Genomic DNA, 26713 nt, shown 5'->3' on the forward strand with positions numbered 1-26713 from the left:
TCAGCAATAAAAAACTGCCATTACTGTACCGCAAACCGGAACGATCGCAGCCTGCTATTTCTCAGGGGCAATAATCAAAACATCTCCAAAAATCGCTTCACCGTGCGCGAACGCTCGAAGCGCCGCCAGGCGATGGCGATATCGGTCTTGACCGGCGTCCCCTGTATCGATTGATAGCTTACGTTGGGCAGCGCGATACAGGTCATCGACTGCGGCACCAGCGCGAAACCAAATCCGGCGTTAACCATACTCAGCGACGATGAAATCTGCGACGACTGCCTGGCGCGGTTCATATCGATCCCGGCGCGCAGGCAGCTATTGAACACCAGCTCATACAAACCCGGCGCCACTTCGCGCGGGAAGAGGATCGGCGCGACGTCCCGCAACTGTTCCAGCGCCAGCGTCGGTTCCGCTGACAATGGATTATCGCGCGGCAGCGCAATGACCATTGGCTCTTCATCAATGATACGCAAGTTAAACGCCTTACTGCTTTCACACGGCAATCGGACAAAGGCGATATCGATCTCCGCCTCGCTCAGCGCCGCCATCAAATTTGCCATGTTGCCCTCCCGCTGATGGAGGACGACGCCTGGGTGATCGAGCTGAAAACGGTGCAGCAACGTGAAGATTTGTGGATGGAAAGCATCAGAACTGGTAATGCCTAACGACAGGCTGCCGTTCATTCCGCGGGCAATGCCCTTGGCCTTTTCCAGCGCCGCATCGCTCAGCGCGAGGATTTGGCAGGCATCTTCATAAAAGGACTCCCCGGCTTCGGTCAGCTCCACCCCGCGGGTTAGCCGACGCAACAGCGGAGTGCCTACCTCTCGCTCAAGTCGCTGAATTTGCTGACTTAACGGTGGCTGTGAGATACCCAGTTCTTTCGCTGCCCGGGTGAAGTGCCGCGTCCGGGCGACGGCGACAAAATAGCGTAGATAACGAAGTTCCATATCGAAAACGTCTCAAACCAGCATGGTTTCTATATTGGAACTGTGAGCTGAATCGGGTCAACCTTTATTTAATCTTTCTTATATTTGTTGAACGAGGAAGTGGCTCATGAATCATGCTTCAGATTGCACCTGTGAAGAGAGTCTGTGTGAAACGCTACGCGCGTTTTCCGCCCAGCATCCCGATAGCGTGCTATATCAAACTTCGCTGATGAGCGCCCTGCTCAGCGGCGTCTACGAAGGTACCACCACCATTGCGGACCTGCTGAAGCACGGTGATTTCGGGCTCGGCACTTTTAATGAACTCGACGGCGAGCTGATCGCGTTTAGCAGCCAGGTTTATCAACTGCGTGCCGACGGCAGCGCGCGTAAAGCGCGTCCGGAACAGAAAACGCCGTTTGCGGTGATGACCTGGTTTCAGCCGCAGTACCGTAAAACCTTTGACCATCCGGTCAGCCGCCAGCAGCTGCATGAGGTTATTGACCAGCAAATTCCTTCCGACAATCTGTTCTGCGCGCTGCGAATCGATGGTCATTTCCGCCACGCCCATACCCGCACCGTGCCTCGTCAGACGCCGCCCTACCGGGCGATGACCGACGTGCTCGACGATCAGCCGGTTTTCCGCTTTAACCAGCGTGACGGCGTACTGGTCGGTTTTCGTACCCCGCAGCATATGCAGGGAATTAACGTCGCCGGCTATCACGAACACTTCATTACCGATGACCGCCAGGGCGGCGGCCACCTGCTGGACTACCAGCTCGACCGTGGGGTATTGACCTTCGGCGAAATTCATAAGCTGATGATCGACCTTCCCGCCGACAGCGCGTTCCTGCAGGCCAATTTGCATCCCGATAATCTCGATGCCGCCATCCGTTCAGTAGAAAGTTAGGAGGTTCACATGGACAAACAGTATCCGCAGCGCCAGTGGGCGCACGGCGCCGATCTGGTCGTCAGCCAACTGGAAGCGCAAGGCGTACGGCAGGTCTTCGGGATCCCCGGCGCTAAAATCGATAAGGTTTTCGACTCGTTGCTGGACTCTTCAATCCGCATTATTCCGGTACGTCACGAGGCCAACGCCGCCTTTATGGCCGCCGCGGTCGGGCGCATTACCGGCAAAGCCGGCGTCGCGCTGGTGACCTCCGGACCCGGTTGTTCCAACCTGATAACCGGGATGGCCACCGCCAATAGCGAAGGCGACCCGGTGGTGGCGCTGGGCGGCGCGGTCAAACGCGCGGATAAAGCCAAACAGGTACACCAGAGTATGGACACGGTGGCGATGTTCAGCCCGGTCACCAAATACGCGGTAGAAGTGACCTCGCCGGATGCGCTGGCGGAAGTGGTTTCTAACGCTTTTCGCGCCGCCGAGCAGGGTCGCCCGGGCAGCGCCTTCGTCAGCCTGCCGCAGGATGTGGTCGATGGTCCGGTGACCGGCAAAGTCCTGCCCGCCAGCAGCGCGCCGCAGATGGGCGCCGCGCCTGACGAGGCAATCAATCAGGTTGCGAAGTTGATTGCCCAGGCGAAGAATCCGGTGTTCCTGCTTGGATTAATGGCCAGCCAGACGGAAAACAGCGCCGCGGTGCATCGTTTGCTGGAAACCAGCCATATTCCGGTCACCAGCACCTATCAGGCCGCCGGGGCGGTCAATCAGGATAACTTCTCGCGCTTCGCCGGGCGCGTCGGGCTGTTTAACAACCAGGCCGGTGACCGCTTATTGCAACTGGCCGACCTGGTTATCTGCATCGGCTATAGCCCGGTGGAATACGAACCGGCGATGTGGAACAGCGGCAACGCGACGCTGGTACATATCGACGTACTGCCCGCCTATGAAGAGCGTAACTACACGCCGGATGTCGAGCTGGTGGGCGATATCGCCGGCACGCTGAACAAGCTGGCGCAAAATATCGATCATCGGCTGGTGCTCTCGCCGCAGGCCGCTGAAATCCTCCACGACCGCCAGCATCAACGCGAACTGCTTGACCGCCGCGGAGCACAGTTGAATCAGTTTGCCCTGCACCCGCTGCGTATCGTTCGCGCCATGCAGGATATCGTCAACAGCGACGTCACGCTGACGGTCGATATGGGGAGCTTCCATATCTGGATCGCCCGCTATCTCTACAGCTTCCGCGCCCGTCAGGTGATGATCTCCAACGGTCAGCAGACCATGGGCGTCGCCCTGCCGTGGGCCATCGGGGCCTGGCTGGTCAATCCGCAGCGCAAAGTGGTCTCGGTTTCCGGCGATGGCGGTTTTCTGCAATCCAGCATGGAGCTGGAAACGGCGGTCCGCCTGAAAGCCAACATCCTGCATCTTATCTGGGTCGATAACGGCTACAACATGGTCGCCATCCAGGAAGAGAAAAAATATCAACGCCTGTCCGGCGTCGAGTTCGGTCCTATGGATTTTAAAGCCTATGCCGAATCCTTCGGCGCGAAAGGGTTTGCGGTGGAAAGCGCTGAGGCGCTGGAGCCGACGCTACGCGCGGCGATGGACGTCGACGGCCCGGCGGTGGTCGCCATCCCCGTGGATTACCGTGATAACCCGCTGCTGATGGGCCAGCTACACCTGAGTCAAATTCTTTAAGTCATCACAAAAGGAAATGGAAATGAAAAAAGTCGCACTTGTCACCGGCGCCGGTCAGGGCATTGGTAAAGCTATCGCGTTACGCCTCGTGAAGGACGGTTTTGCCGTGGCGATCGCCGATTACAATGACGTCACAGCGAAAGCCGTGGCGGATGAAATCAACCAGCACGGCGGCCGGGCAATCGCGGTCAAAGTCGATGTTTCCGACCGTGAGCAGGTGTTTGCCGCCGTCGAACAGGCGCGAAAAACGCTGGGCGGATTCAACGTCATCGTCAATAACGCCGGGGTCGCGCCATCAACGCCTATCGAATCCATTACGCCGGAGATTGTCGACAAGGTCTACAACATCAACGTTAAAGGGGTGATCTGGGGGATTCAGGCGGCAGTCGAGGCCTTTAAAAAAGAGGGGCACGGCGGCAAAATCATCAACGCCTGTTCGCAGGCCGGACACGTCGGCAACCCGGAACTGGCGGTCTACAGCTCGAGCAAATTCGCCGTACGCGGTTTAACGCAAACCGCCGCTCGCGACCTGGCGCCGCTGGGTATTACCGTTAACGGCTACTGCCCGGGGATTGTGAAAACCCCGATGTGGGCCGAGATCGATCGTCAGGTATCCGAAGCGGCGGGTAAACCTCTGGGCTACGGAACTGCCGAATTCGCCAAACGCATCACCCTCGGCCGCCTGTCTGAGCCAGAAGATGTCGCCGCCTGCGTCTCTTATCTCGCCAGCCCGGATTCCGATTATATGACCGGTCAATCGCTGCTGATCGATGGCGGGATGGTATTCAATTAATAAAAAATAAGCTCTGACATGGTTTGCCCCTGCCTGTTCGCAGGGGCTTTTTTTCGTCTGTTACGCCGTTATTTTGCCGGGTGGCGGCTACGCCTTACCCGGCCTACCGTTCGCGCGGTCACTGCCATTTGTAGCCCCGGTAAGCGACAGCGCGACCGGGGAGTAGTGCAGAAAAAGCAAATATTTACCGCGCCTGCTGCTGCGCCTGCGCCAGCTGGCGGGCAATCGCCTCGCGGCGGGCATCGCCCTCCGGCAACAACATCAGCAACTGCTGTAGCGCCGCTACCGCCTGCGGATAGTCTTCATTGCGTACCGCGCTGAGCGCCAGCATCTCCAGCACCGGCAGGTTTTTCGGCTGCCGCTGATGCAGATCGCGCAGCAACAGCTCGCCCATCCGCATCTGCGCGTTATCGCCCGCCCGCACCAGCGCGCTGGCATAATCAAAGCCTACCGCCGGGTCATCCGGCGCCAGCTTATGCGCCCGCCCGAACGCGCCGATCGCCGTCTCGCCATCGTTTAGCAGCAAACCGAGCCGCCCAAGCAGTTGCCAGCCGGCGAGATCGTCAGGGCTAGCCTGCAGATGGCTGCGCAGCCCAAGCCTCAGCTGGGCCAACTCATCCATCCGCAGCGGCGCTGCGGTAGGATCTTTCGCCTGCGCCAGCAACGCGGGATAATGGCGCTCGCTCTGTCGCCACAGCAGCACCTGACCCACATCGCTGGTTTTCAGATAGAGCCCGCCGCTGACAAAGACCAATAATAGCGCCCCCGGTAGCAGCAACCAGCGGCTAAGCGGCCGAACGCGCGTCTGTTCCTGCGGCGAGATATCCGCCAGCAGCGTACGTTGCAGCTCGACGATCATCGCCTCATTACTATCAGTATGCTCCTGCTCCAGTTCGCGCAGTCGGGACTGGTACAGCGAGCGGTTAATGTCATTGCGATCCGCTGCTGTTTTCTGTTGCCGCGACCGGCGGTAACGCGGATCGAGCATACAGCACAGCCCACCCAGCGCCATCAGTACGCCGCCGTACCAGATCCAGCGCACGAATGGTTTGTAGTACAGACGCACCGCCCAACTGCCATCATCCAGTTCTTCACCCAGCGCGGCGTAAAGATCGCGGGTAAACCCGCCGCTGATGGCCGCTTCGGTCATCATCATCCGGCTGGCGGTGTAAAAGCGTTTTTCGGCATACAGCGTGGCTTCCGGGCGACCGTTGCGGCTGACGGCAATCACCCCCTCGCCGCCGTTCCAGTTCGGCCCGACGATATTACGCACGCCCTTGAAGACGAAGTGATAACGATGAATATCGAGGCTGTCGCCAGCCCGCATGCGGACATCGCGCTCGATGCTGTAGTTCTGGCTGAAGGTGATGCCAATGACGGTTACCGCCACGCCGACATGGCCGAGCACCATTCCCCACTGGCTACGCGTTAAGGTGCGCAGGCCGCGCCAGAAGCCGTGGCGATGCGTGGCCCGTTCATGGACTTCAATCAGCGCGAAGATAAGCACCCACAGCGCCATCATCAGGCCGATGAACGCCATCGCGGTGATGCGGTCCTGAAGAAGCCATGGTAACGCCAGTGAAAGTGACAACGTCACGACAAGTGATATCGCCAATCGTTTAAGCTGTTTACCAGGCTCATCGCGGCGCCAACGAATCAGCGGCCCCAGCCCCAGCAGCAGCGCAAACGGCGCCATCAGCGCGGTGAACATGGTATTGAAGAACGGTTCGCCGATCGATATCGTCCCCAGCCCCAACGCTTTATGCACCAACGGCAGCAGCGTGCCTAACAGCACCACCAGCATCGCGGCCATCAGCAGAATATTGTTGCCAAGCAGGAACGACTCGCGCGACCAGAGCGTATGTTCCACTCGCGCCCGCACTCGCCCACCTTTCACCGCATACAGCAGCAGCGAGCCGCCAATCGCGAGGGTCAACAAGGCCAGTATAAACATCCCGCGCGCCGGATCGGAGGCAAAGGAGTGCACCGATACCAGCACGCCGGAACGCACAAGAAAAGTCCCCAGCAGGCACAGCGAGAAAGCCGCCAGCGCCAGCAGTACCGTCCAGGCGCGGAAGCTGCCGCGCTTTTCGGTCACCGCCAGCGAATGCAGCAACGCGGTGCCGACCAGCCACGGCATAAACGAGGCGTTTTCCACCGGGTCCCAGAACCACCAACCGCCCCAGCCCAGTTCGTAATAGGCCCACGCCGAGCCCAGCACGATCCCAAGTGTCAGGAACATCCACGCCGCCTGCGTCCACGGGCGCGACCATCGCGCCCACGCGGTATCCAGCCGCCCCGCCAGCAGCGACGCAATCGCGAAGGCGAAGGCCACCGAGAAGCCAACGTAGCCCATGTAGAGGATCGGTGGATGAAAAATCATCCCGATATCCTGCAGCATAGGATTGAGATCGCGGCCATCTACGGGATACAGCGGCAGGCTGCGGCTGAACGGATTGGAGGTGAACAGGATAAAAAGCAGGAAACCGAAGGCGATCATTCCCATCACCGCCAGCACCCGCGCTACCGCGTCGGGCGGCATCTGGCGACTGAAGAGCGCGACGGCGAACGTCCACACGCTGAGCAGCAGCACCCACAGCAGCAAAGAGCCTTCGTGCGCTCCCCAGGTGGCCGCCACCCTGTACCACACCGGCAGCGCGCTGTTGGAGTTTTCCGCCACATAGCGCACGGTGAAATCATTGATTACAAAGGCATGCACCAGCAGCGCAAACGCGCCGATGATGCAGATAAACAGCGCGCAGGCCAGCGGCCGGGCTAATGCCATCAGCCATCGTTCCTGGCGCGCTGCGCCCCATAGCGGAAAGATACTTAGCAGCAGCGCCAGCCCTGCCGCCAGACACAGCAGGTAGTTGCCCAGTTCCGGCATCATGGCTGTGTCCCCTGTTGTTCAGGTGTCATCACGTTTTTTACCTCAGGCGGGGCGAATCCAGTGCCCCGCCCCGGCCCAGTTACTCTGCAGCAGCCGGCAGTTTCGAGACGTCGGCGTTACCTAACGCCTTCTCATCGCGAATCATCGACTTATCTTTTCGTACTTTCGCCACATCGCTGGCGCTCACCGGCGGCGCGTTGTTGCCCCAACTGGTGCGGATGAAGTTGACCACATCCGCAACCTGTTGATCGTCAAGACGCCAGCCGAATGACGGCATGGTCAGGTTCGAGACCGCATCCTTCACCGCCGGCGTGGTGTTGCCGGTCAGAATGATGTGAATCAGCGAGGTCGCATCTTCGGTCTGTACCACCGGGTTGCCTTTCAACGACGGGAACGCGCGTTTATAACCGACGCCGTCGGTACGGTGGCAGGCAGCGCAGTTATCGACGTACAGCGCCGCGCCGGTTTTGCTGTCATCGCCTTTCCACAGATCTTTCGCCACGCTATCTTCCACCGGAGCTGGCGTCTGTTTACCGCCGCGCGGCGGTAACGACTTCAGATAGCGAGCAATAGCGGTGATATCGTCATTCGAGAGATACTGCAGGCTGTGCTCAACCACGTCGCTCATGCCGCCGAAGACCACGGATTTATCATTGCGCCCGGTTTTCAGGAACTCGGCCAGTTCGGCCTCGCTCCAGCTCCCCAGCCCGTCGCGATTTTCACCGCGCAGGCTGGAAGCTACCCAACCGTCAATCGGCGCATTGCTACCCGCCAGGTAATCATCGCCTTCACTTTCGCTAAGCGCTTTTTCCTGCATCGTCAGGCTACGCGGGGTGTGGCAGGCGCCGCAGTGGCCAAGCCCTTCCACCAGGTAACGACCGCGCTCCAGTACCGGGTCCACCTGCGGATTGGCGACAAAGTCGCTCGGGGACGGAGCGAAGATGCCGCGCCAGAACGCCAGCGGCCAGCGCATCGACAGCGGCCACGGAATGTCCGTGTCTTTGTTGGCGACGTTAACCGGCTCCACGCCGTGCATAAAGTAGGCGTACATGGCGCGCATATCCGCTTCGTTGATACGGGCGAAGGAAGGATACGGCATCGCCGGATAGAGCGTTGAGCCGTCTTTACGCACGCCTTTACGCACCGCATCGTCAAACTCTTCGAAGGTATAACCGCCAATACCGTCCGCTTTGTCCGGCGTGATGTTGGTGGAATAAATGGTGCCGATCGGCGTTTCCATCGGCAGACCGCCGGCAAAAGGTTTGCCCTCTTTACCGTTGGTGTGGCAGGCCACGCAGTCGCCGGCGCGAGCCAGATATTCGCCCTGCTTAATCAGATTGCTGTCCGCAGGCGCCTCTTCGGCGAACGCCGCGCAGCTTAACGCACCGAGAACCAGTGCCGATAACCATTGCATTTTCATGATTTGCTTTCCCTTATGCCTGCACCAATGGACCCGGATTTCTCAGGTACTGTTCGCGGATAGCCTTCGCCGACCAGTAGGCCAGCGCGGCAACGGTCCCCGTCGGGTTGTAGCCCAGCCCCTGTGGGAAAGCGGAAGCGCCGATGACGAAGACGTTATGCACGTCCCAGCTCTGCAGATAACGGTTCACTGCACTGGTTTTCGGATCTTCGCCCATCACCGCGCCGCCGTTCATATGGGTGGTCTGGTAGCTGGTGGTGTCAAAGTGGCTATTGGCGTTTTTCGGGCTGCCGAGCATATATTTCGGCTTCATCGCTTTGGCGATCGGCGCCATCTTATCGAACATAAACTGCGCCATCTTGATGTCGTTTTCCTGCCAGTCGAAGGTCATGCGCAGCAGCGGCTGACCAAAGACGTTTTTGTAGTTCGGATCGAGATCGAGATAGTTCTGCCGATAGGACTGATGCGCGCCGTGGGCATCCATCGACAGGTGGTGCGTGTAGGTGTCGGCCACCGCCGATTTCCATTTACTGCCCCACGCCGGGGTACCCGGAGGCACCGGCACGCCGGAGATCGGTTTAGTCCCCGCCTGGTTGACCCAGAACGGCGAACCGCCAACGAAGCCTGCCGCGCCGTGATCGAAGTTATCGGCGTTGAAGTCATCGACGCCGACGCCGTTGCCGCCCGCGCCGATGAACGGGTTGGTGAAGGTATCTTTATCGAAAATGGCCTTGATAGTGGTCATGTTCTGATAGGCGAAGTTACGTCCGACCACCCCTTCGCCCGTCTCAGGATTGTACGGTTTACCGATCCCGGAAAGCAGCATCAGATGCACGTTATGGAACTGGAAGGCGCCGATAATCACCAGATCCGCCGGCTGTTCCATTTCACGGCCCTGACCGTCGACATAGGTCACACCGGTGGCGCGGGATTTATCGTCGGTCAGATTGACCTTCAGTACGTTGGCGTTGGTACGCAGTTCAAAGCGTTTTTCCTGGCGCAGCGCCGGCAGAATGTTAACGTTCGGCGAGGCTTTCGAATACATGTAGCAGGCGTAGCCGCTGCAGAAACCGCAGAAGTTACACGGCCCCATCTGCGCGCCATACGGGTTGGTATAGGAGTCGGAGGTGTTTGCGGAAGGCAGGTTATAGGGATGATAGCCCACTTCCAGCGCCGCTTTTTCAAACAGCTGCGCCGACCAGGTATTTTTCTGCGCCGGTAGCGGGAAATCGTCCGAGCGATCCGGCGCAAAGGCGTTACCGCCGCGGCCTTTACCGACAACCTTCCCTTTAACCGACCAGGCGGTACCAGAGGTGCCAAAGACTTTTTCCGCTTTATCGAAGAACGGTTCCAGTTCGTCGTAGGTGACGCCGAAATCCTGGATGATCATATCCTGGGGAATGAAGTTTTTGCCGTAACGCTCTTCATAATGGCTGCGCATACGCAGTTCGATCGGATCGACGCGGAAATGCACGCCGGACCAGTGCAGACCCGCGCCGCCAACGCCGGTGCCCGGCAGGAAGGCGGCCAGTTGGCGATAGGGTACCGCCTGCTGGCTGGTGTTGTGACGAATCGTCACCGTGCTTTTAGAGAGATCCTGGAACAGCTTGCGGCGGATGTTATAGGTCAGCTCATCGATAACCTGCGGATAAGCGCCGTCCGGCCAGGTATCGCGCATCGGGCCGCGCTCCAGCGCGACGACGTTGAGCCCCGCTTCCGTCAGCTCTTTGGCCATGATCGCGCCAACCCAGCCAAAGCCAACGATCGCCACATCGGTTTTTTTCAATACGGTCGCCATGATTACGCCCTCTCCCCATTAATTGATACCGGCGGGAAGGGATAGCGTTCGCCTCGTTCAACCCAGTCCATAAAGTCGGCGCGCGCGCCGGGAAAATTAATCAGCGTCCAGCCGACCATGCCTTTATTGCCGCCATGGATAGGGTCGCTGAAGAAGCCTTCGCGGGTGTTTTGCAACAGATAGGAGAAAAACAGCGAGGCCGGGAGCTGTTTGAACTGCGCCTTGCCGGATTCCCACAGACCGAGCGCCTCATCCTGCTGTTCGCCGCTCAGTTCAGCAAAGCTCTTGTGATACTGGTTTTGACACCACTCTTCGGCATCGGCGATACCGAGGTTATAAATCTGTTTTGGAACCAGCGGCAGCTGGTAGCCCATCTCTTTCGGCACGTCGGGGTTAAATGGCCCCTGCATATACCAGATGGAACCGGTGGCATAAGGGGTGTTAAGCTGGCGGTCGATAAACTCCGGCACACCGGCCTCTTTGGCGCCGGGACCGAGTTCATCGGCCGGGATTAAGCGAGCGACGGCGGCGTTGATAAACAGCCACTCGCGATCGTTGAAGAATTGCGGCTTCCAGTCGCTGGATGTCGCGTTGCCACCGGCTGAAGGTGCGGAGGCCGCCTGTGCCGTGGCGCTCGCCGCCACGCCAATGGCGCCCACGCTGCCGCCGCCGATGACTACCGTTGGAATCAAGGCCATTGATTTTACTAAAAAATCACGCCTTGAATTGTTGGTTTTCTCGCTCGACATAATCACATTCCTGTCAATTAAAAATACTGTTTTGTCGCTTACAAGCCCAGCAAATCCCGCTCTGGTACCGATACCATTGAACTGTTGCGAAACAGACCGTCTGGCTTTGGCCAATAAGACGTACAATAAATCGCCAATAGCGATAAGATTTATAGGGTTATCGTTTGGATATTAGACGATTCTCAACGCAACGCGGGAAAATGGCGCAAATATTCACCGGGTTGTCACGATAAGATCGGGCATTTAATAACCTGAGTGCGGTAAGTCATGCGGAAATTTCGCGCCTTTGGTTTTACCAAAGCGCCAATAAAGGGTGATATGTATCACATTTGTTATTTTTTGTTTATGGTACATGGCAGATTAAGCACCTGTAAATACTCGCTTAATGAATAATTAAACAATTCGAGCTGTTAAATTAGTTAATCACCGTTGTTAATTAAATCGATACTGGTTCCCTTATCAATTTAACGACACGGTGATGTCGTACAGATATTCCCAACCACAAGGAGAATTTATGTTCGATCATGTCAAATTTGGCGTCAGTGATTATGCCGCGAGCAAGGCATTCTTTTTACAGGCGCTGGCGCCGCTCGGCGTGACGCTGGCAGGCGAAGGCGAGCCAGCTTACGGTGCGGAGTTAGCCGGAGCGAACGATGCCTCTTTATGCCTCTATCAAAGCGAAGATAAACCCGCACCGCTGCATATCGCCTTTTGCGCCGACAGCCGCGAGCAGGTTGACGCCTTCTGGCACGCGGCGCTGGCCGCCGGAGGCAAGGATAACGGCGCGCCGGGATTACGACCTAATTACCACGCCAATTACTACGCCGCCTTTGTCATTGCGCCAGATGGACACAATATCGAAGCGGTGTGTCATCTGGCGCCCTGAGCAAAGTTTATCGCTGCGGAAAAATCCACACATCATCCGCGGGCAGCGTCAGATGACAATGTTCGGCATCACGCAGGGCCGTGCCGTAGGCGCGGATGGCAAAGTCATCGCCCTCGGTGCGGAACAGATATTCCCACCGATCGCCGAGGTACATGCTGGTCAGCAGCGGAAGTTCCAGGCTGTTATCCTGCGGCGAGCAGTCAAGGCGCAGCCGTTCGACGCGGATCACCGCCGTCGCCGGCTGACCGACGCTGACCCCCTCGCCCGCGCGGCCCCATAGCGCCCAGCTGGCGCCTTCAACTCGCGCGCGTCCGTCCTCCAGCGCCGTCACCTTACCGTGCAGGCGGTTATTACTGCCCATAAACTCGGCGGCAAACAGGGTGGCCGGATTGCCGTACATCTCCTGCGGCGTCCCCTGCTGTTCAATCACGCCGTTGTTAAGCAACAAAATGCGATCGGAGATCGCCATCGCTTCATTCTGATCGTGGGTGACCATCAGCGCCGACAGGCCCAGCTTAATAATGAGCTCGCGCAGGAATACCCGCGCCTCTTCGCGCAGCTTGGCGTCGAGGTTAGATAGCGGCTCATCCAGCAGAATAACCGGTGGGTTATAGACCAGCGCCCGTCCTATGGCCACGCGCTGCTGCTGGCCGCCGGAAAGCTGATGCGGATGCCGATTACCGAGATGTCCCAGACCTAGCTGCTCGAGAACGCTCTGCACCCGCTGTTTAATCTCGCCGCTGGCCACCTTACGCAGTTTCAGCGGATAGGCCACGTTGTCGAATACCGTTTTATGCGGCCACAGGGCGTAGGACTGGAACACCAGCCCGAGATTACGCTCTTCCGCCGGGATCTCGCTACGCGGACTGCCGTCATAAACCACGTTATTGCCGATGGTGATCCGCCCGGCGGTCGGTTTCTCCAGCCCGGCGACCGCGCGCAACAGCGTGGTTTTCCCGCTACCTGAAGGGCCAAGCAGCGACACCACTTCCCCGCGTTTGAGCTCCATCGACACCCCTTTCAGCACCGGGTTGTCGCCATAGGTCAGATGCAGATTGTCTACCGATAACTCAATCATGTAATTTCACTCCAAAGCGCAGGGCGATACCCAGACCGACTACCACCAGCAGAATATTGATAAACGATAGCGCCGCGACGATATCAATGGCGCCCGCCGCCCACAGAGAGACCAGCATCGACCCGATCGTTTCGGTGCCTGGCGACAACAAATAAACGCCGGTTGAATATTCGCGTTCAAAGATCAGGAACATCAGCAGCCAGGAGCCGATAAGCCCGTAGCGCGCCAGCGGAACGGTGACGTGGCGGGTGATTTGCCCGCGAGAGGCGCCGGTGCTACGCGCGGCCTCCTCCAGCTCCGGCGCCACCTGCAGCAGCGTTGATGAGATAAGGCGCAGGCCGTAGGCCATCCACACCACCGTATAGGCCAACCAGACGCTGAAAATGGTGTTGCGCAGCGCGCGCAATTGCACGATAAGGTGTTCGCGCAGCCAGTCGGCGACCGGCAGCGTCGAGAGCCAGCCGTTTTTCAATGACTGATCGAGCCACATCGGCACAAACAGAAACACCCACAGAAACGCCAGACCGGCCAACAGGCCCGGCACCGCGCGCGGTACCAGCACGCTGTAGTCGAGAAAGCGCGTGACGTTATCCGGTTTACGGTGCATGGCGATACCGACAAACAGATAGCAGACCACCGCCAGTGCGCCGCCGATAATCCCGATCGCCATCGAGTTGACGATCGCCCGCAGCAGGTTCGGCTGCTGCCAGATGTTGCGGAAAGTCGCCAGCGACAGCTCATCCCATAGCGAAACGCCAACGCCCCAATTGGAAATAAAGGCCCGTAGCGCCACACCCAGTAGCGGGACGCCGATGGTTACCGTCAGCCACGCCACCACGACCGCGCCCGCGACCCAACGCCATTTCCCCAGCGGCAAGGCGCGCGACTGCGACGCTTTACCTTTCATGGTCACGAAGCGATTGGCGGTAAGCATCAACCGGCGCTGCAACATCACCAGCGGAATGGTAATGCAGATTAACACTACCGCGACCGCCGCCATCAGATGGTAAGAAGGCGTTCCCAGTTTATTAGTCAACTTATAGAGATAGGTCGCCAGCACCATGTTGCCTTCCGGATCGCCGAGCACCAGCATCAGGCCAAAGACCTCAAGGCCGAGGAAGAACAGCAGCACGCAGGCGTAGAGGATGGACGGGCGTACCATCGGCAGGCTCACCGAGGTCATCACCTGCAGCGGCGTGGCGCCGACGGTACGCGCCGCCTCTTCCACATCCGAACCGACGCTGCGCAGCGCCGAGGAGATATAAAGATAGGCATGCGGGACGTGCGTTAAACCGGCGATTACCACGATGCTAAACATCGAGTAGATATTCCACGGCACAAAACCAAGCCACGCCTGCGCCCACTGCGACAGGAAACCGACCGGCCCGGCGGCCACCACGTAACCAAAGCCCAGCACCATCGGCGAGACGAAAATCGGCACCAGGATCAGCGGCTCAATAAAGCGCCTGCCGGGTAAATCGGTACGTACCATTAAAAAGGCCAGAATGCCGCCCAGCGGAATCGCGATAATGACCAGACCAAAAGCGAGGATAAATCCGGAGCGTAAGGCCAGGTAAAAATCCGGGTCGGTAAAAATAAAGCCGAAGGCTTCGAGGCTCCACTCTTTCGAGCGGGCAAAAAATGGTGCGGAAAGAAAACTTTGCGCCACGATAAATAATAGCGGAACGTAAATGACGAGTGCCGCTATCAATACCACCATGCCACGCGGTAGCCCTTGCCACTTTCTGCGTAAAATGTTCATCTTTAATTCCCCTGGCAAAGTGCAGAGATAAATTATCAAGAAGAGATAATGAGTACTTATTTACTGAATACTGATACGATCATTCCCCCGGATACATTCCAGGGGGAAGTTTCACAGGTAATTACTTTATTTCGCAGCAGCGGCACGCCATTGCTTAATAAATTCCAGACGCTGTTTGGGTTGCAGATATTGCAGCAGGCTTTCATCCACCGGAATCGGCTTCAGCGCATTGCCCAGTAATTTCGTCATCCCGTCGATATCATTTTTACCTTCAATGTCGTTGCGAATTGACGGGATATCGCCCTGAGAGGCAAGAATCGTTTGCCCTTTTTCCGACAGTACATAGTCGAACCACAGTTTCGCCGCATTAGGATGCCCTGCTTCCGCAGTGATAAATGAGACGCGGGACAGCACCAGCACGTAGTCTTTCGGATAGGCGATGCCTAATGACGGGTCGGTTTTAGCGCGCGCTTCGGCATAGGAGCCGAGGATGTTATAGCCGATCAGGTTTTCACCGGAGGAGACGCGCTCCATCATGGTGCCGGTAGAGGATTGCACCGTCAGGCCGCCTTTGGCGATATTCGCCAGGTCGGCAAAGTAATTGCCGTCAGCCTTGCTATCCTGCACCGCCAGCATAAAACCAAGCCCCGATTTCTCGATATCGTAGGTGGTGACTTTGCCTTTAAATTTATCAGCCTGCCCGGCGATAAGTTTGGCCAATGCGGTATGTGAATCCGGCACTTCATTTTGTGGGATCAGCCGTTTGTTATAGATAAAGACCACCGGCTCATAGGTTGTGCCGTAGGCTTTTTGCTGCCAGACCGCCCATTTCGGCAGCTTGCCAACTTCTGGTGAAGCATACTCTTGCGCATAATCGGTGGCTAATTTCAGCGCCGTGTCCATAGAAGAGCTCCACACCACGTCGCCGCTACCGCCGCCGGCGGCTTGTTCACTAATATAACGGTTGTACAGCTCGGTGCTGTTCATATCGTTATATTCAACTTTAATCCCAGGATATTGCGCTTCAAAGCCTTTAATTAACGGCCCTGCCGCTTTGGTGTCCGTTGTGGAATAAACCACGACTTTGCCCTCTTTCACCCCGGCATCAACGACTTTTTGATAATCTGCCGGGTAGCCCTGCGGCAGCTCCGCCAGCGCGGAGTACGAGAAGACTGTCGTCAGTGAAACCACTAAACCGCCGATTTTCTTATACATAAAATCAACCCTTAAGCATCAATAATTAAACACAAATTTAACATATAGTGCTACAACCCCCTCTGCAACGCTGGGGGAAGGGTTTTTATGGCTTTTGTGACAGTGGTGTAGTTTAAAAAGTGGTGTTTATGGAGTTTATTCAGCGAATAGAGAAAACAGCGAGCGAGGTCACAGATTAATGCCGCAGCGTCACGAAGCGATTACCGCCAATGGCAAAGCCTTTATTTGCATTTCTTCAGGACCATTCGAATAAAGAAAAACAGGAGCAGCGCATACAGCAGCGCCATTACCAGGATGGTAATAAAAGAAATGGGATCTGCTCCTGATTCATATGGTTGACTGAGACGGGAGTTAAATAGGCACCAGGTATGATCTATCACCCAAAGCGTGATGCCATTTAGAGGTTTACCATAGCTGCTAAGCCATAAGGCAAAAAGAAAACATACCGCAAATAGTAATGAATTCTTAATGTACTTCACAACTGGCATAGTCTCGGCTCCCCTGAACATCTACGTAACCATAAGCCAATAAACCCGATCGAGAACCCGGTACTTTCACTTTAGATGTTCTCAATAATGTTTGCCTAACAATATAAAAATCATTTCTATCCACAAATGTTATACAACCTTGCGACAGACCGCCTCCATCTGGCCTTAAAGGATGAAGTCGGAAACTACCTCTTAAGACCCCATTAATCAAAATACTATCAGTCATCGTTTGAGCGCTAAATAACCCAAACCATTCACTGTGGTCATTGCCTGTTATCAGATCCCCTACCCACGCTCTAAACTGATTAGTCCTCGACCCAACAGGCCGATCTACTATCCAATATTTCCCGACTGGTATGGCACTATTCGGTCGAAATGCACAGTTGGCAAGATTAGTATATGGATTTTGACCGCTAAAAACTCTGTAGTTACCAACGCCATAAACATGCAGGATTGCGTATCCATCTTTATCGAAATTATCGTATGTCATCCTCATTATTTGCATGTATTCCCTTATTCTATCAGGCTTGGTATTTATTACATCAACTGAACGGAATCAATACGATACCTCTTTTATCGCTCCATCACAATAAAATTGCTCAAATAAAAAACCATCACATAACGCTATTCAGAGTAATATTAAATTTACTTCTGACAATAATAAATGTACCTTTTACATATTCACCTAATATTACATTCAAAACCATTTTGCCGGGCGGTTTCGTCAAAATGAACCATGCCAATAATCTCCCTATTCAGTGAGAGATATTTATCGCCTTGATCTTCTGCGCCTTGCGGCGCAGCATGGAACGGCAAACGCAACAAAACAACAACATACATCGAGGAGACTATCCGTGCCTACAGGACATCGCTTTCGCCCCACGGAGCTACACCACTTCGTCACCACCCTGTTCACGCAGCTGGGCAGTACATCAACCGAAGCCGCGCTGGTCGCAGACCACCTGATCGCCGCCAACCTTGCCGGACACGATTCGCACGGCGTCGGCATGATCCCGAGTTACGTAAAATCCCATAGCGAAGGATTTTTGCAGCTTAACCGCCATGCCAGCGTGATGAAAGACGCCGGCGCCGTCGTCACCCTTGACGGTAACGCCGGCTTCGGTCAGGTCGTTGCCCATGAAGCCATGCAGTTGGGGATTGAAAAAGCCAAACAGCACGGCCTCGCGGCGGTAGCGCTGCGCAATGCTCACCATATCGGGCGAATCGGTTACTGGGCGGAACAGTGTGCGGCCCAGGGGTTAATATCCATTCATTTCGTCAGCGTCGTCGGCGATCCGATGGTGGCGCCATTTCGTGGCAAAGATAGCCGCTTCGGCACTAACCCGCTCTGCGTGGTCTTCCCGCGTGAAGGCCACCCGCCGCTGCTGCTCGATTACGCCACCAGCGCCATCGCTTTTGGCAAAACCCGCGTCGCATGGCATAAAGGTGAAGCGGTGCCCGCCGGCTCATTGATTGATTCTCGCGGCGAGCCGACCACCGATCCGGCGGTGATGCAGACCTCACCGCTTGGCGCCCTGCTCACCTTTGCCCAACATAAAGGCTATGCCCTGGCGACGCTGTGCGAGGTACTCGGCGGCGCGGTCTCAGGCGGGCAAACGACCCACCAGGACAGCCTGCAGGGCTGCGTCGACGCCATCTTCAACTGCATGACCACCATTATCCTTAGCCCCGAAGCCTTCGATGCACCGCAGATGCAGCGCGAAACCGAGGCCTTTATCGACTGGTGTAAACAGTCGCCGCACGATGCCGATACACCTATTCTGGCGCCGGGTGAGTGGGAAGCGGCCAATCGTCAGCAGCGGCTGGCAAACGGTATTCCGCTCGATGCCAGTAGCTGGCAGGCGATCTGCGCCGCCGCGCGGCAGGCCGGGATGTCGCAGGAGACGTTGAACCAACTGCAGCAGAACATGGAAGTCAACGCTTAACCTCAATCCCCGCGGGGCGATCGTCAGCAACGGCGTCCCGCGTCATCGTCACTTATGACGACATCCATGATTTTCCCGCGTCTTCATCACCTTCATCCCGCGTAATCAGCGCTATCTTCACTTTGGCACGCATTATGCAATCGATTTGCATCGCACGACGATCGACGTCGCGCGTTTGCTGACGGTAGCCTGCCGGGCCCGGCGCGCTATCGCCCTATCTTCACTGTTAACAGGTCTGTTACTGATGAATAAAATTACCAGCGTGTGCCCCTATTGCGGGGCGGGTTGTAAACTCAAATTGGTTGTCGAAAATGATAAAATCATTCGCGCCGAGGCCGCCGACGGCGTCACCAATCAAAACCAGCTATGCCTGAAAGGCTACTACGGCTGGGATTTCCTCAATGACACGCAGCTTCTCACACCTCGCCTGAAGCAGCCGATGATTCGTTATCAGAAAGGCGGCCCATTCACCCCGGTCAGTTGGGAAGAAGCGATTCGCTACACCGCCGCTAAGCTCCGCGAGATCAAGGCCAAATATGGCCCACGCGCCATCATGACCACCGGATCGTCCCGCGGCACGGGGAATGAAACCAATTACGTGATGCAGAAATTCGCCCGTGCGGTACTCAATACCAATAACGTCGACTGCTGCGCCCGCGTTTGCCACGGGCCGTCGGTCGCCGGGCTGCAGGCTTCGCTCGGCAATGGCGCGATGAGCAACTCGATAAGCGATATTGAGAACTCAAAATGTCTGCTGGTCTTTGGCTATAACTGCGCCGATTCTCACCCTATCGTGGCGCGAAGGGTATTGAGAGCCCGCGACAACGGCGCGAAAATCATCGTCTGCGATCCGCGGCGCATTGAAACCGCCCGCATCGCCGACCAGCATCTGCAGCTCAACAACGGCAGCAATATGGCGCTGGTCAACGCCTTCGCCTATGTCCTGCTGGAAGAAGATCTCTACAATCACGATTACGTTGAGCGTTATACCGAAGGGCTTGAGGCCTATCGTGAGGCGGTGAAAGACTACTCTCCCGAAGCCGTGGAAGCGCTGGTCGGCGTCCCGGCGCTGGCCATTCGCCGGGCGATGCGCACCTTCGCCGCCGCCCCTTCCGCCACCATTATGTGGGGAATGGGCGTAACCCAGTTTGGCCAGGCGGTTGATGTCGTCCGCGGTCTCGCCAGCCTCGCGCTGCTGACCGGCAACCTCGGGCGGGCTAACGTCGGCGTCGGCCCGGTCCGTGGACAAAATAACGTTCAGGGCGCCTGCGATATGGGGGTGTTACCCAACCAGTTCCCGGGCTATCAGGACGTCACCGACGCCGCGGTGCGCGCCAAATTCGCCAATGCCTGGGGCATCGATCCGGCGCTGATGGATACGCAAATCGGCACCCGTATCACCGAAGTCCCGCATAAAGCGCTGGCGGGAGAAATCAAAGCCTACTACATCATGGGCGAGGATCCGCTGCAAACCGAGGCCGATCTGGGTCTGGTACGCAAAGGGATGGAAGCGCTGGATTTCGTGGTGGTGCAGGATATTTTTATGACCAAAACGGCGGAAGTGGCTGACGTGCTGCTGCCGGCGACGTCCTGGGGCGAGCACGGCGGCGTCTTTACCTGCGCCGACCGCGGCTTCCAGCGTTTCGAACAGGCTATTCCGCCCACAGGTAATGTGAAACGCGATTGGGAAATTATCAGCCTGCTGGCCAGCGAGATGGGCTATCCGATGCATTACGCCAGTAACCAGCAAATCTGGGATGAAATGCGCGAACTCTGTCCGCTGTTCTACGGCGTAACCTGGGAGAAAATGGGCGATATGGGCCACGTGCAGTGGCCGTGCCCAACGCTCGATCACCCCGGTACGCCATGGTTGTATCAGGATAATCACTTTGATACTCCATCGGGCAAAGGGCAACTGTTCGCCGCGCCGTGGCGCGCGCCGGCGGAAACACCGGACGATGATTTCCCGCTGGTGCTCTGCACGGTGCGCGAAGTCGGCCATTACTCCTGCCGTTCAATGACCGGCAACTGCGCGGCGCTGCAGTCGCTGGCGGACGAACCTGGCCGGATCCAGATGCACCCTGCCGATGCCGAGCGGGCAGGTATCGGCGATCGTCAGCTGGTATGGGTGAGTTCGCGGCGAGGCAAAGTGATGACTCGCGCCGATCTCAGCGAGCGAATCAACCCCGGCGCGGTGTATATGACCTACCAGTGGTGGGTCGGCGCCTGTAACGAGCTGACCCAGGATAATCTGGATCCTATCTCGAAAACCCCGGAAACCAAGTACTGCGCGGTGAAGGTAGAGGCTATTGCCGACCAGGACTGGGCGGAACGGTACGCCTGGACGACCTATAGCCTGATGAAGGCGCGGTTAAAGGCGGCGGCTAACGCCTGAGGGTGAATTCAGGGAGAGGCTTAGCTTCTCCCTGATATCTGACGTTGACCGGATTGACATAAAAATAGGTCTTCTTTGGCAGGACAGCTGAAAATCTTTTGTACCGCTCAGGGAGCTGCCAGCAGGGACTGAAGTATAAAGCCGCCCACCCGTCCTGGGGACGCCGGCAAACAGGGCTTTCCCCTGTTAGGTAAGTTTAGACATGGTGTGTTTTCCTCAATTCAAGCGCATGGCATGACGGACGCTGTCAGGTGTTTTTCCAGTCCACCCCTGGAATGCGCGATAAAAGGAATTGGGATCTTCGAATCCAAGGAGGAAAGCGATCTCTGCGCCGGACATCGTGGTATTTGCCAGGTAGTGTCGGGCAAGGCTCTCCCGCACCATATTGACCAGGGCGCGAAAGTTTTCCCCCTCCTCCTCAAGCCGACGTTGAAGCGTACGCTTACTCAAGCCCAGTCGTTCCGCGGCCTTCTCAATGGTAGCCGCGTTACCAGGCAACAGCTCCAGTAAGACAGCACGCACGCGTTCCGCCGTCGACGCCGTCGAATCAAGTTCACTGAGCCGTCGGCGAAGATCGGGTTCGAACGCGTGAAACATGCTTTCGTTGACCGTCAGGAATGGACGCAAAGCATCCACAGCGGCGAAAGCGATAACTGGATACTCTCCCTTTTGCACAGGTACGCCGAAGAAATTCTCGTAACGCCGGAGATAACGACTGGACGGAAGTTGCGGCAGGATAACGCGATGCGCCTTAATGTGCTCACGGGTAGCCAGTCTGGCTAGTCGCACGAAAAACGCAATCTCGGCCACTTGCAGCGAGTAAGGTACCTCGGTTTGTATCGACAACCAGCGAGGTGTCACGACCAGCTCGCCTGCGTCACCCGTATTGACTTCCAGGCTCATGGGCGCCACCAGTTGCTTGTATTTGGCGAGGCGCTGCAAAGCCTGTACCAGATTCGCGCTGCACAGGGCAGCGAACAGTGGTGGGTTGAAAGAATCAGCCGAGAGAGTCTCGACGAGGCGTAAGGGAAACATGGCATCACTTGCCTCAGCCTCTAAAGCGCGCCAGAAACGAAAATAGTCTTCGCCAGAAAGCCCCTGTCTTGTACGGGAGAGTAAATCGTCTGGAAGGCCGGCCCGACGTAATACATGGCCAGGCTGAACACCTAAGTCCTTCAGTATTGCCAGCCAGCCAATATCCATGGGAAAAGTTTTGTTTTGCACCTTCAGAACTCCGTCACTATTGCTCATTCAACCGACGCTCAGAGTATAGAGCAGTCGTGCGCTTAACCCCCTTCAAACCGCGCCACAATGACTGCACGTTGCGCCAACCTGTAACATTCGCGACTCACTCCCTGTGCTGGCATCTCTCGCATTAAAATTGGCGCGGATTGCCAGAGCGTTGTCGCGGCTTGCTTCCTATAGTGAGATGTAAACATCGCACCAGCCAGGACACGTTCCACCTGTCCTGGCGGTCCAATCTGAGCAATAGAGAAATTCCAATGAATGCTACCGAAGCTATCGACCAACTGGATCCCCAAAAATGGACCACAACATCTCCCGCAGAACGTTTGCGCCTGCTGGAGGAAGTCCGTGCAAACCTGAAGAAGTACGGTGATGACCTCGCCTTCGTCGACAGCAAGATGAAGAATGACATCCTCGGTGCGCCTCTTTTTTCATACCCAATGTCTAAGGTTGCTACCGTCGTTCCTATGGCGAGTACCGTCTCGGCAGCCATCATCCTTTATGAATCCATTCTCGACGGCAAGATGCCACAGCCGCTGAGCGTGGAAAAAGTGAGTGAGGATCTCTACGACATTTATGTCTTTCCGCAGGAGCGGAAGGACAAGTTGATGTACGCGGATCAGAAGAGTCGCATCCGTGTGAAAGGCGCGCCGAAACAAATCAATCCGATGGAAAAGCCCGCGGGTATTATTGCCGTGCTGGGTGCAGGCAACTACAGCTCAGCGCTCGAGGTGTTGAAAGCGATCTTCTTCGAGAACTGTGCGGTCGTACACAAACCGCATCACCTGAACGAAGAAACCGACAGGATTTGGGCAAAGATCATGCAGCCGCTGATTGATCGGCGCGTTCTGAGCTTCTGCGATGCCGATCGGGGACATGATCTGACAGTAGACCCCCGCCTCTCCAGGATCTACTTTACTGGTGGAACCGCGACGGCCGAGGCTATCATGTCAGCGACAGAGACGCCGCTGCTCTCCGAATGCGGCGGTAATAACCCATGCATCATCGTGCCGGGCGACCGGCCATGGACAAAGAAGGAAATTGAGCACCAGGCAGTGCAGATAGCCACCATGGCGAAGTTCAATGGTGGCGCGAACTGCGGTCGTCCCCAAACTCTGGTGACAAGCAAGCACTGGCCGCAGCGCAAGGAATTCCTCGACGCGCTGCGGGTCGCTATCTCGGAGACTACTCCGGCCATGGGTATGTACTACCCTGGCGCCGACAAGGTCGTGGATGGTTTTCGACAGGCCTATCCCGATGCGGAAGTACTGAGCCCCGAGGGCGGCAAGTATCCGCATTCCGATGTCATATTACTAACAGACGTCGAGCCCGGTGGCTACGCCACTTCACATGAAGCGTTCAGCCTGGTGCTCGCTGAGGTGCCGCTTGACCTGCCAGCCAATGCCGCGCACTTCCTCCCCGGCGCCGTCAAGTTCGCCAACACCCAGCTCCTTGGCACGCTCGCCAGTGCGATACTTATCGATGAGGACACCAGAAAGGCCCATCAGAAATTACTCGAGCAGGCGGTGTCTGACCTGGAATATGGTGCGGTCGCCATCAACAGCATGCCGTCCTTCATTTTTCTCAACCCCTATCTGACCTGGGGTGGAAATGAGGCAGGCAAGACGTTCGTTTCTGGTCGCGGCAACTTTGGCAACCTACTCAATTACGAGAACGTTGAGAAATCGATCATGGAGACAAAGTTTATGTCACCAGGGCACATGCTCTATACCAACAAGCGAGCGTTCGACAATATGGCTGGAAACATGGCGAATTTCGCAGTCGAGCCTACCTGGATGAACCTGACCTGTCTGATGGGGGACGCCATCCGCGATAGCTTCCGTAAAAAAGATTTCTGAGTCAGTAGAACGCATCGGCCTGAAAGGCATTATCCATTGCCCCTTACTCGACTATCTTCTAGCGAGTCTGCTTCATAGCCTGAGCAGTGAATGTGACCTTGAGGACATGCATAGGGTGAGCTCCACAACAATAAATCGGAACTCATCGCGGCTTTCCACAATAAATCGTGGTGCTCGAACGGCTTGTACGCCAGTTCGAGCGCTATCAGGCCAGCGCCGGTCGTGGCATTCTGCACCTGAAAGTGAGTCTAGCAACGATAGACTTGACGACACATTCACTATTGTGAATTTAATTACACCATAGTAAATTACGTGGATTCATTTTGTAGGTTATTACCCAAAAACATGTCCATTTTAAGGAAAAAAAGATGATAAAAATCAGAATGTCACGACCTTCTGAAGCGGAAGACATCATCCAAATTTGGAAAAGTTCTGTCGATGCTACGCATGATTTTCTGTCAGCTCACGACCGGCAAGAGATCGAAAAAGAGGTGGTCGGCTTTTTTTCGGAAACCCCTGTATGGGTAGCGACAAATGATGAAGACCAGCCACTCGGATTTATGTTCTTACATGATGGTCACCTGGAGGCCCTGTTCGTAGATGCTGCTGCTCGCGGGCTTGGCGTCGGAAAACAGTTGATATCCCATGCCCTTGCTCTTCATCCTGATTTAAGCGTCGACGTCAATGAACAAAACCAACAGGCTGTCGGGTTTTATCAACATATGGGCTTCCAGGTTTCAGGGCGCTCCGGGCAGGATAGTCAGGGAAGACCTTATCCCCTGCTGCACCTGCGTAAAGGGAATGGCGTCTAACCGTTTAGCAGGGGAAATATCATCTGTTTTTTTGGCTAAACGCAACGATATATGTACAGCTCTGTTCGCTATCCGGGTTGGTCATTTGGCACTCGCCAGCAAAGGTAAGAGCAAGACAGTCACCCGCTTGCAAATGATGAGTCTGATGATTGACCCTAAAATCAAGGTTGCCGCTCAGCATCCAAAGTGTTTGCCCGCAAAGATGCTCAATAGCGGAGGCGGGGATCGTCAGTTGACCCATTGCAGGGATTTCAACTTTTATCAGTTCCGGACTGGCGCCCGCCGGGGACAATGTCCAACGAATAATGCCTGATTGTTCATCTGTCCAATGCTGCTGCTGGTGAGCGAAACGAACCAGCGAATTCTGATGTTCCTCAAGCTCGGCGAAAAGTTTTGATAGCGTAATATTCATGGCATTCGCTAAACGACTAAGGATAGTCGCGCTGGGGCTGGAGACGCCTCGTTCAATCTTACTAATCATCGCCTGGCTCACGCCTGAGCGTTGAGCAAGCTCCGTTACCGTCCAGTTACGAGCTTTCCTGTGCTTTAGTAATAACTGTGCAATGTCGCTATCTACTATCTGATTTTTCGCTGTTTTATCCATTTCACCCTCACTTTCGCCAGCCTGATTATGCCATTACCTCAATTAGGCTGGAATCATTGATTGTGTCAGTGTGAAAAAGTCCGGTTTCAATAGCTGGACAATCATTTTAAGTACCTACGTCATCAGAAGAGCATGAGTTTGCGATGCCCGCATCCGGCACAACGCGGGTAAGTTAATCCGAGTTCTTCGTTTCATAGCAACGTCCCCCCTTGATTAAGGATAGCGTTGCATCGACCCGTTGAACTCACAGCGAGGAGTGAACATTGTGCTTAAATAATGATGACTCTGGCAGGATGGGTTTTCAATGCCTGGAAGGTAGCCACTAATTCAGGTGACGTAAATGTGTAGCAATCCCCCACTTTAGGCCAATACATTTTCCATTAATCAGGTCGATAACAGAATAACTTGCATTGGGATGAGCATAGCGAGGGAAACTATCGACAGTCCCTTCTTTAAGAATTGCCAGAGTGCCCTGACTGACATGCCCGTGAGACACAATACATATTGTTTGTTGATGTGATGAGGTATCTTCCAGGTTTTGTAAAAAACGCATAACTCGCTGAGAAGCATGCGCCAGTGACTCCCCCCCTGGTGGACAATACTCTGCATCAAGCCTGAATAATGCATTTGCATAGTTTGGATGTTTTTGTCTGAGTAGTTCTAACGGCATACCTTCAAACTGACCAAAGGCCTGCTCTTTAAGGGCCGGTTCAGCCGTCAGTGAACAATGAAAGTGTTCAGCCAGGCTTTGCCCCATTTGCCAGGCACGCCCAAGCGGAGAAGCGTAAACACGCTCTATTTGATACTCACTTGCACTAAACGCTGCTAGTAGGACGGATGTTTCACGCAAACCCCGACAGGTCAAGGAGCTATCGCTGTGCCCCTGAATAATTCCTTCCCAATTCCACTCTGTTTCTGCGTGTCGAACAAGTATCAATTTCATCGTTAGCTGGCCATGCTCGTTGTTGATCAAAATGTCCCAACTGCGCGATGTCAAACACACACCGTTGAAGCAGCTGAAGGCTTTCCTGTTGTGGAAATAATGAACAAGTGTAGCTTATTGCCGTTATGCAGCGGCTCTGGGTGTGGGGCGCTGAATTTTATCCGTAGTTAACTTCCGCTTTTGGCACGAAGCGGACAGAACTTTAGCGGCGCAACGCGCCATAGACCAGAAGTGGATTCTTTAGTTCCGAAAGCTGCTTGCTATTTGAGCGAAAGGTAGTGCAATCTGTGTAGCCTCAGCTGAACCAT

General features: G+C 55.8%; 21 protein-coding genes. 8 read left to right on the forward strand and 13 right to left on the reverse strand.

The window, feature by feature from the left end:
- Positions 1–74: 74 nt before the first annotated feature.
- Positions 75–947, reverse strand: coding sequence for a LysR family transcriptional regulator (locus ABLU86_RS16925; RefSeq protein WP_048228686.1), 873 nt, complete (start codon positions 945–947; stop codon positions 75–77).
- Positions 948–1053: 106 nt separating this feature from the next.
- Here ABLU86_RS16925 and budA point away from each other — a divergent pair, with 106 nt between their 5' ends.
- From budA to ABLU86_RS16940, 3 genes are read left to right on the forward strand one after another with little or no spacing between them, the layout of a single operon-like run.
- The gene (gene budA, locus ABLU86_RS16930) at positions 1054–1833 is read left to right on the forward strand and encodes an acetolactate decarboxylase (protein ID WP_015366940.1); all 780 of its coding nucleotides are present in this window, start codon (positions 1054–1056) and stop codon (positions 1831–1833) included.
- Positions 1834–1842: 9 nt separating this feature from the next.
- The gene (gene alsS, locus ABLU86_RS16935; RefSeq protein ID WP_348796349.1) at positions 1843–3522 is read left to right on the forward strand and encodes an acetolactate synthase AlsS; all 1680 of its coding nucleotides are present in this window, start codon (positions 1843–1845) and stop codon (positions 3520–3522) included.
- 22 nt (positions 3523–3544) lie between these two features.
- Entirely contained in the window at positions 3545–4315 is a 771-nt protein-coding gene (locus ABLU86_RS16940) for a (S)-acetoin forming diacetyl reductase (protein WP_015366942.1), read from the forward strand.
- A 184-nt stretch (positions 4316–4499) separates the two neighbouring features.
- Here the strand turns inward: ABLU86_RS16940 and ccmI are convergent, their stop codons facing one another.
- The 4 genes from ccmI to ABLU86_RS16960 form a co-directional block, all read right to left on the reverse strand.
- Positions 4500–7205 carry a c-type cytochrome biogenesis protein CcmI gene (gene ccmI, locus ABLU86_RS16945; RefSeq protein ID WP_348796350.1) on the reverse strand — a complete coding sequence of 902 codons (2706 nt, stop codon included), beginning with the start codon at positions 7203–7205 and terminating at the stop codon, positions 4500–4502.
- Positions 7206–7284: 79 nt separating this feature from the next.
- Positions 7285–8628 (reverse strand): cytochrome c, encoded by a 1344-nt coding sequence (locus ABLU86_RS16950; protein ID WP_162198589.1) that lies wholly within the window; start codon positions 8626–8628, stop codon positions 7285–7287.
- 10 nt (positions 8629–8638) lie between these two features.
- Positions 8639–10423, reverse strand: coding sequence for a GMC family oxidoreductase (locus ABLU86_RS16955; RefSeq protein ID WP_015366945.1), 1785 nt, complete (start codon positions 10421–10423; stop codon positions 8639–8641).
- A 2-nt stretch (positions 10424–10425) separates the two neighbouring features.
- Positions 10426–11175 (reverse strand): gluconate 2-dehydrogenase subunit 3 family protein, encoded by a 750-nt coding sequence (locus ABLU86_RS16960; protein ID WP_026612334.1) that lies wholly within the window; start codon positions 11173–11175, stop codon positions 10426–10428.
- 511 nt (positions 11176–11686) lie between these two features.
- On the opposite strand from ABLU86_RS16960, the gene ABLU86_RS16965 reads away from it, so the two are divergent.
- On the forward strand, positions 11687–12058 hold the full coding sequence (locus tag ABLU86_RS16965; RefSeq protein WP_020079032.1) for a VOC family protein: 372 nt from the start codon (positions 11687–11689) through the stop codon (positions 12056–12058).
- Between the two features lie 7 nt (positions 12059–12065).
- Here the strand turns inward: ABLU86_RS16965 and ABLU86_RS16970 are convergent, their stop codons facing one another.
- The 5 genes from ABLU86_RS16970 to ABLU86_RS16990 form a co-directional block, all read right to left on the reverse strand.
- The gene (locus ABLU86_RS16970) at positions 12066–13136 is read right to left on the reverse strand and encodes an ABC transporter ATP-binding protein (RefSeq protein ID WP_015366949.1); all 1071 of its coding nucleotides are present in this window, start codon (positions 13134–13136) and stop codon (positions 12066–12068) included.
- Positions 13129–14898 carry an iron ABC transporter permease gene (locus ABLU86_RS16975; RefSeq protein WP_348796351.1) on the reverse strand — a complete coding sequence of 590 codons (1770 nt, stop codon included), beginning with the start codon at positions 14896–14898 and terminating at the stop codon, positions 13129–13131. Before ABLU86_RS16975 ends, ABLU86_RS16970 begins: the two co-directional genes overlap by 8 nt.
- 126 nt (positions 14899–15024) lie before the next feature.
- The gene (locus ABLU86_RS16980) at positions 15025–16113 is read right to left on the reverse strand and encodes an ABC transporter substrate-binding protein (protein WP_032707865.1); all 1089 of its coding nucleotides are present in this window, start codon (positions 16111–16113) and stop codon (positions 15025–15027) included.
- Positions 16114–16578: 465 nt separating this feature from the next.
- On the reverse strand, positions 16579–17106 hold the full coding sequence (locus tag ABLU86_RS16985; RefSeq protein ID WP_071596086.1) for a DUF2778 domain-containing protein: 528 nt from the start codon (positions 17104–17106) through the stop codon (positions 16579–16581).
- Positions 17107–17282: 176 nt separating this feature from the next.
- Complete coding sequence (locus ABLU86_RS16990; RefSeq protein WP_155953463.1) at positions 17283–17441, reverse strand: hypothetical protein; 159 nt, start codon at positions 17439–17441, stop codon at positions 17283–17285.
- A 14-nt stretch (positions 17442–17455) separates the two neighbouring features.
- Here ABLU86_RS16990 and ABLU86_RS16995 point away from each other — a divergent pair, with 14 nt between their 5' ends.
- Both ABLU86_RS16995 and fdhF read left to right on the forward strand, forming a co-directional pair.
- Positions 17456–18547, forward strand: a complete 1092-nt coding sequence (locus ABLU86_RS16995) for a malate/lactate/ureidoglycolate dehydrogenase (RefSeq protein ID WP_020079036.1) — start codon at positions 17456–17458, stop codon at positions 18545–18547.
- A 244-nt stretch (positions 18548–18791) separates the two neighbouring features.
- Positions 18792–20942, forward strand: coding sequence for a formate dehydrogenase subunit alpha (fdhF, locus tag ABLU86_RS17000; protein ID WP_045366998.1), 2151 nt, complete (start codon positions 18792–18794; stop codon positions 20940–20942).
- Positions 20943–21158: 216 nt separating this feature from the next.
- On the opposite strand, the gene ABLU86_RS17005 is transcribed toward fdhF, so the two are convergent.
- A complete protein-coding gene (locus ABLU86_RS17005) occupies positions 21159–22166 on the reverse strand; it encodes an AraC family transcriptional regulator (RefSeq protein ID WP_072259371.1) in 1008 nt (335 codons plus the stop codon).
- A gap of 278 nt (positions 22167–22444) precedes the next feature.
- On the opposite strand from ABLU86_RS17005, the gene ABLU86_RS17010 reads away from it, so the two are divergent.
- Entirely contained in the window at positions 22445–24046 is a 1602-nt protein-coding gene (locus tag ABLU86_RS17010) for an aldehyde dehydrogenase family protein (protein ID WP_348796352.1), read from the forward strand.
- Positions 24047–24414: 368 nt separating this feature from the next.
- Positions 24415–24858, forward strand: coding sequence for an acetyltransferase (locus ABLU86_RS17015; RefSeq protein WP_049035100.1), 444 nt, complete (start codon positions 24415–24417; stop codon positions 24856–24858).
- A gap of 19 nt (positions 24859–24877) precedes the next feature.
- On the opposite strand, the gene ABLU86_RS17020 is transcribed toward ABLU86_RS17015, so the two are convergent.
- Entirely contained in the window at positions 24878–25462 is a 585-nt protein-coding gene (locus ABLU86_RS17020; protein ID WP_108418939.1) for a helix-turn-helix domain-containing protein, read from the reverse strand.
- Positions 25463–25784: 322 nt separating this feature from the next.
- Positions 25785–26405 carry a histidine phosphatase family protein gene (locus tag ABLU86_RS17025; RefSeq protein ID WP_072001148.1) on the reverse strand — a complete coding sequence of 207 codons (621 nt, stop codon included), beginning with the start codon at positions 26403–26405 and terminating at the stop codon, positions 25785–25787.
- Positions 26406–26713 lie beyond the last annotated feature (308 nt).

The sequence above is a fragment of the Klebsiella sp. JN_Kp121 genome, assembly GCF_040062145.1.
Classification (GTDB): Bacteria; Pseudomonadota; Gammaproteobacteria; order Enterobacterales; family Enterobacteriaceae; genus Klebsiella; species Klebsiella aerogenes.

Bases quoted from the DNA above. Each gene is read 5' to 3' on its own strand.
- alsS (WP_348796349.1), top strand. From the start codon at position 1,843: ATGGACAAACAGTATCCGCAGCGCCAGTGGGCGCACGGCGCCGATCTG.
- ABLU86_RS17020 (WP_108418939.1), bottom strand. From the start codon at position 25,462: ATGGATAAAACAGCGAAAAATCAGATAGTAGATAGCGACATTGCACAG.
- ABLU86_RS16980 (WP_032707865.1), bottom strand. From the start codon at position 16,113: ATGTATAAGAAAATCGGCGGTTTAGTGGTTTCACTGACGACAGTCTTC.
- ccmI (WP_348796350.1), bottom strand. From the start codon at position 7,205: ATGATGCCGGAACTGGGCAACTACCTGCTGTGTCTGGCGGCAGGGCTG.
- ABLU86_RS17015 (WP_049035100.1), top strand. From the start codon at position 24,415: ATGATAAAAATCAGAATGTCACGACCTTCTGAAGCGGAAGACATCATC.
- ABLU86_RS16925 (WP_048228686.1), bottom strand. From the start codon at position 947: ATGGAACTTCGTTATCTACGCTATTTTGTCGCCGTCGCCCGGACGCGG.
- ABLU86_RS16955 (WP_015366945.1), bottom strand. From the start codon at position 10,423: ATGGCGACCGTATTGAAAAAAACCGATGTGGCGATCGTTGGCTTTGGC.
- ABLU86_RS17010 (WP_348796352.1), top strand. From the start codon at position 22,445: ATGAATGCTACCGAAGCTATCGACCAACTGGATCCCCAAAAATGGACC.
- ABLU86_RS16965 (WP_020079032.1), top strand. From the start codon at position 11,687: ATGTTCGATCATGTCAAATTTGGCGTCAGTGATTATGCCGCGAGCAAG.
- ABLU86_RS16975 (WP_348796351.1), bottom strand. From the start codon at position 14,898: ATGAACATTTTACGCAGAAAGTGGCAAGGGCTACCGCGTGGCATGGTG.
- ABLU86_RS16985 (WP_071596086.1), bottom strand. From the start codon at position 17,106: ATGCAAATAATGAGGATGACATACGATAATTTCGATAAAGATGGATAC.
- ABLU86_RS16970 (WP_015366949.1), bottom strand. From the start codon at position 13,136: ATGATTGAGTTATCGGTAGACAATCTGCATCTGACCTATGGCGACAAC.
- ABLU86_RS16990 (WP_155953463.1), bottom strand. From the start codon at position 17,441: ATGTATGTTGTTGTTTTGTTGCGTTTGCCGTTCCATGCTGCGCCGCAA.
- ABLU86_RS17025 (WP_072001148.1), bottom strand. From the start codon at position 26,405: ATGAAATTGATACTTGTTCGACACGCAGAAACAGAGTGGAATTGGGAA.
- fdhF (WP_045366998.1), top strand. From the start codon at position 18,792: ATGAATAAAATTACCAGCGTGTGCCCCTATTGCGGGGCGGGTTGTAAA.
- budA (WP_015366940.1), top strand. From the start codon at position 1,054: ATGAATCATGCTTCAGATTGCACCTGTGAAGAGAGTCTGTGTGAAACG.
- ABLU86_RS16940 (WP_015366942.1), top strand. From the start codon at position 3,545: ATGAAAAAAGTCGCACTTGTCACCGGCGCCGGTCAGGGCATTGGTAAA.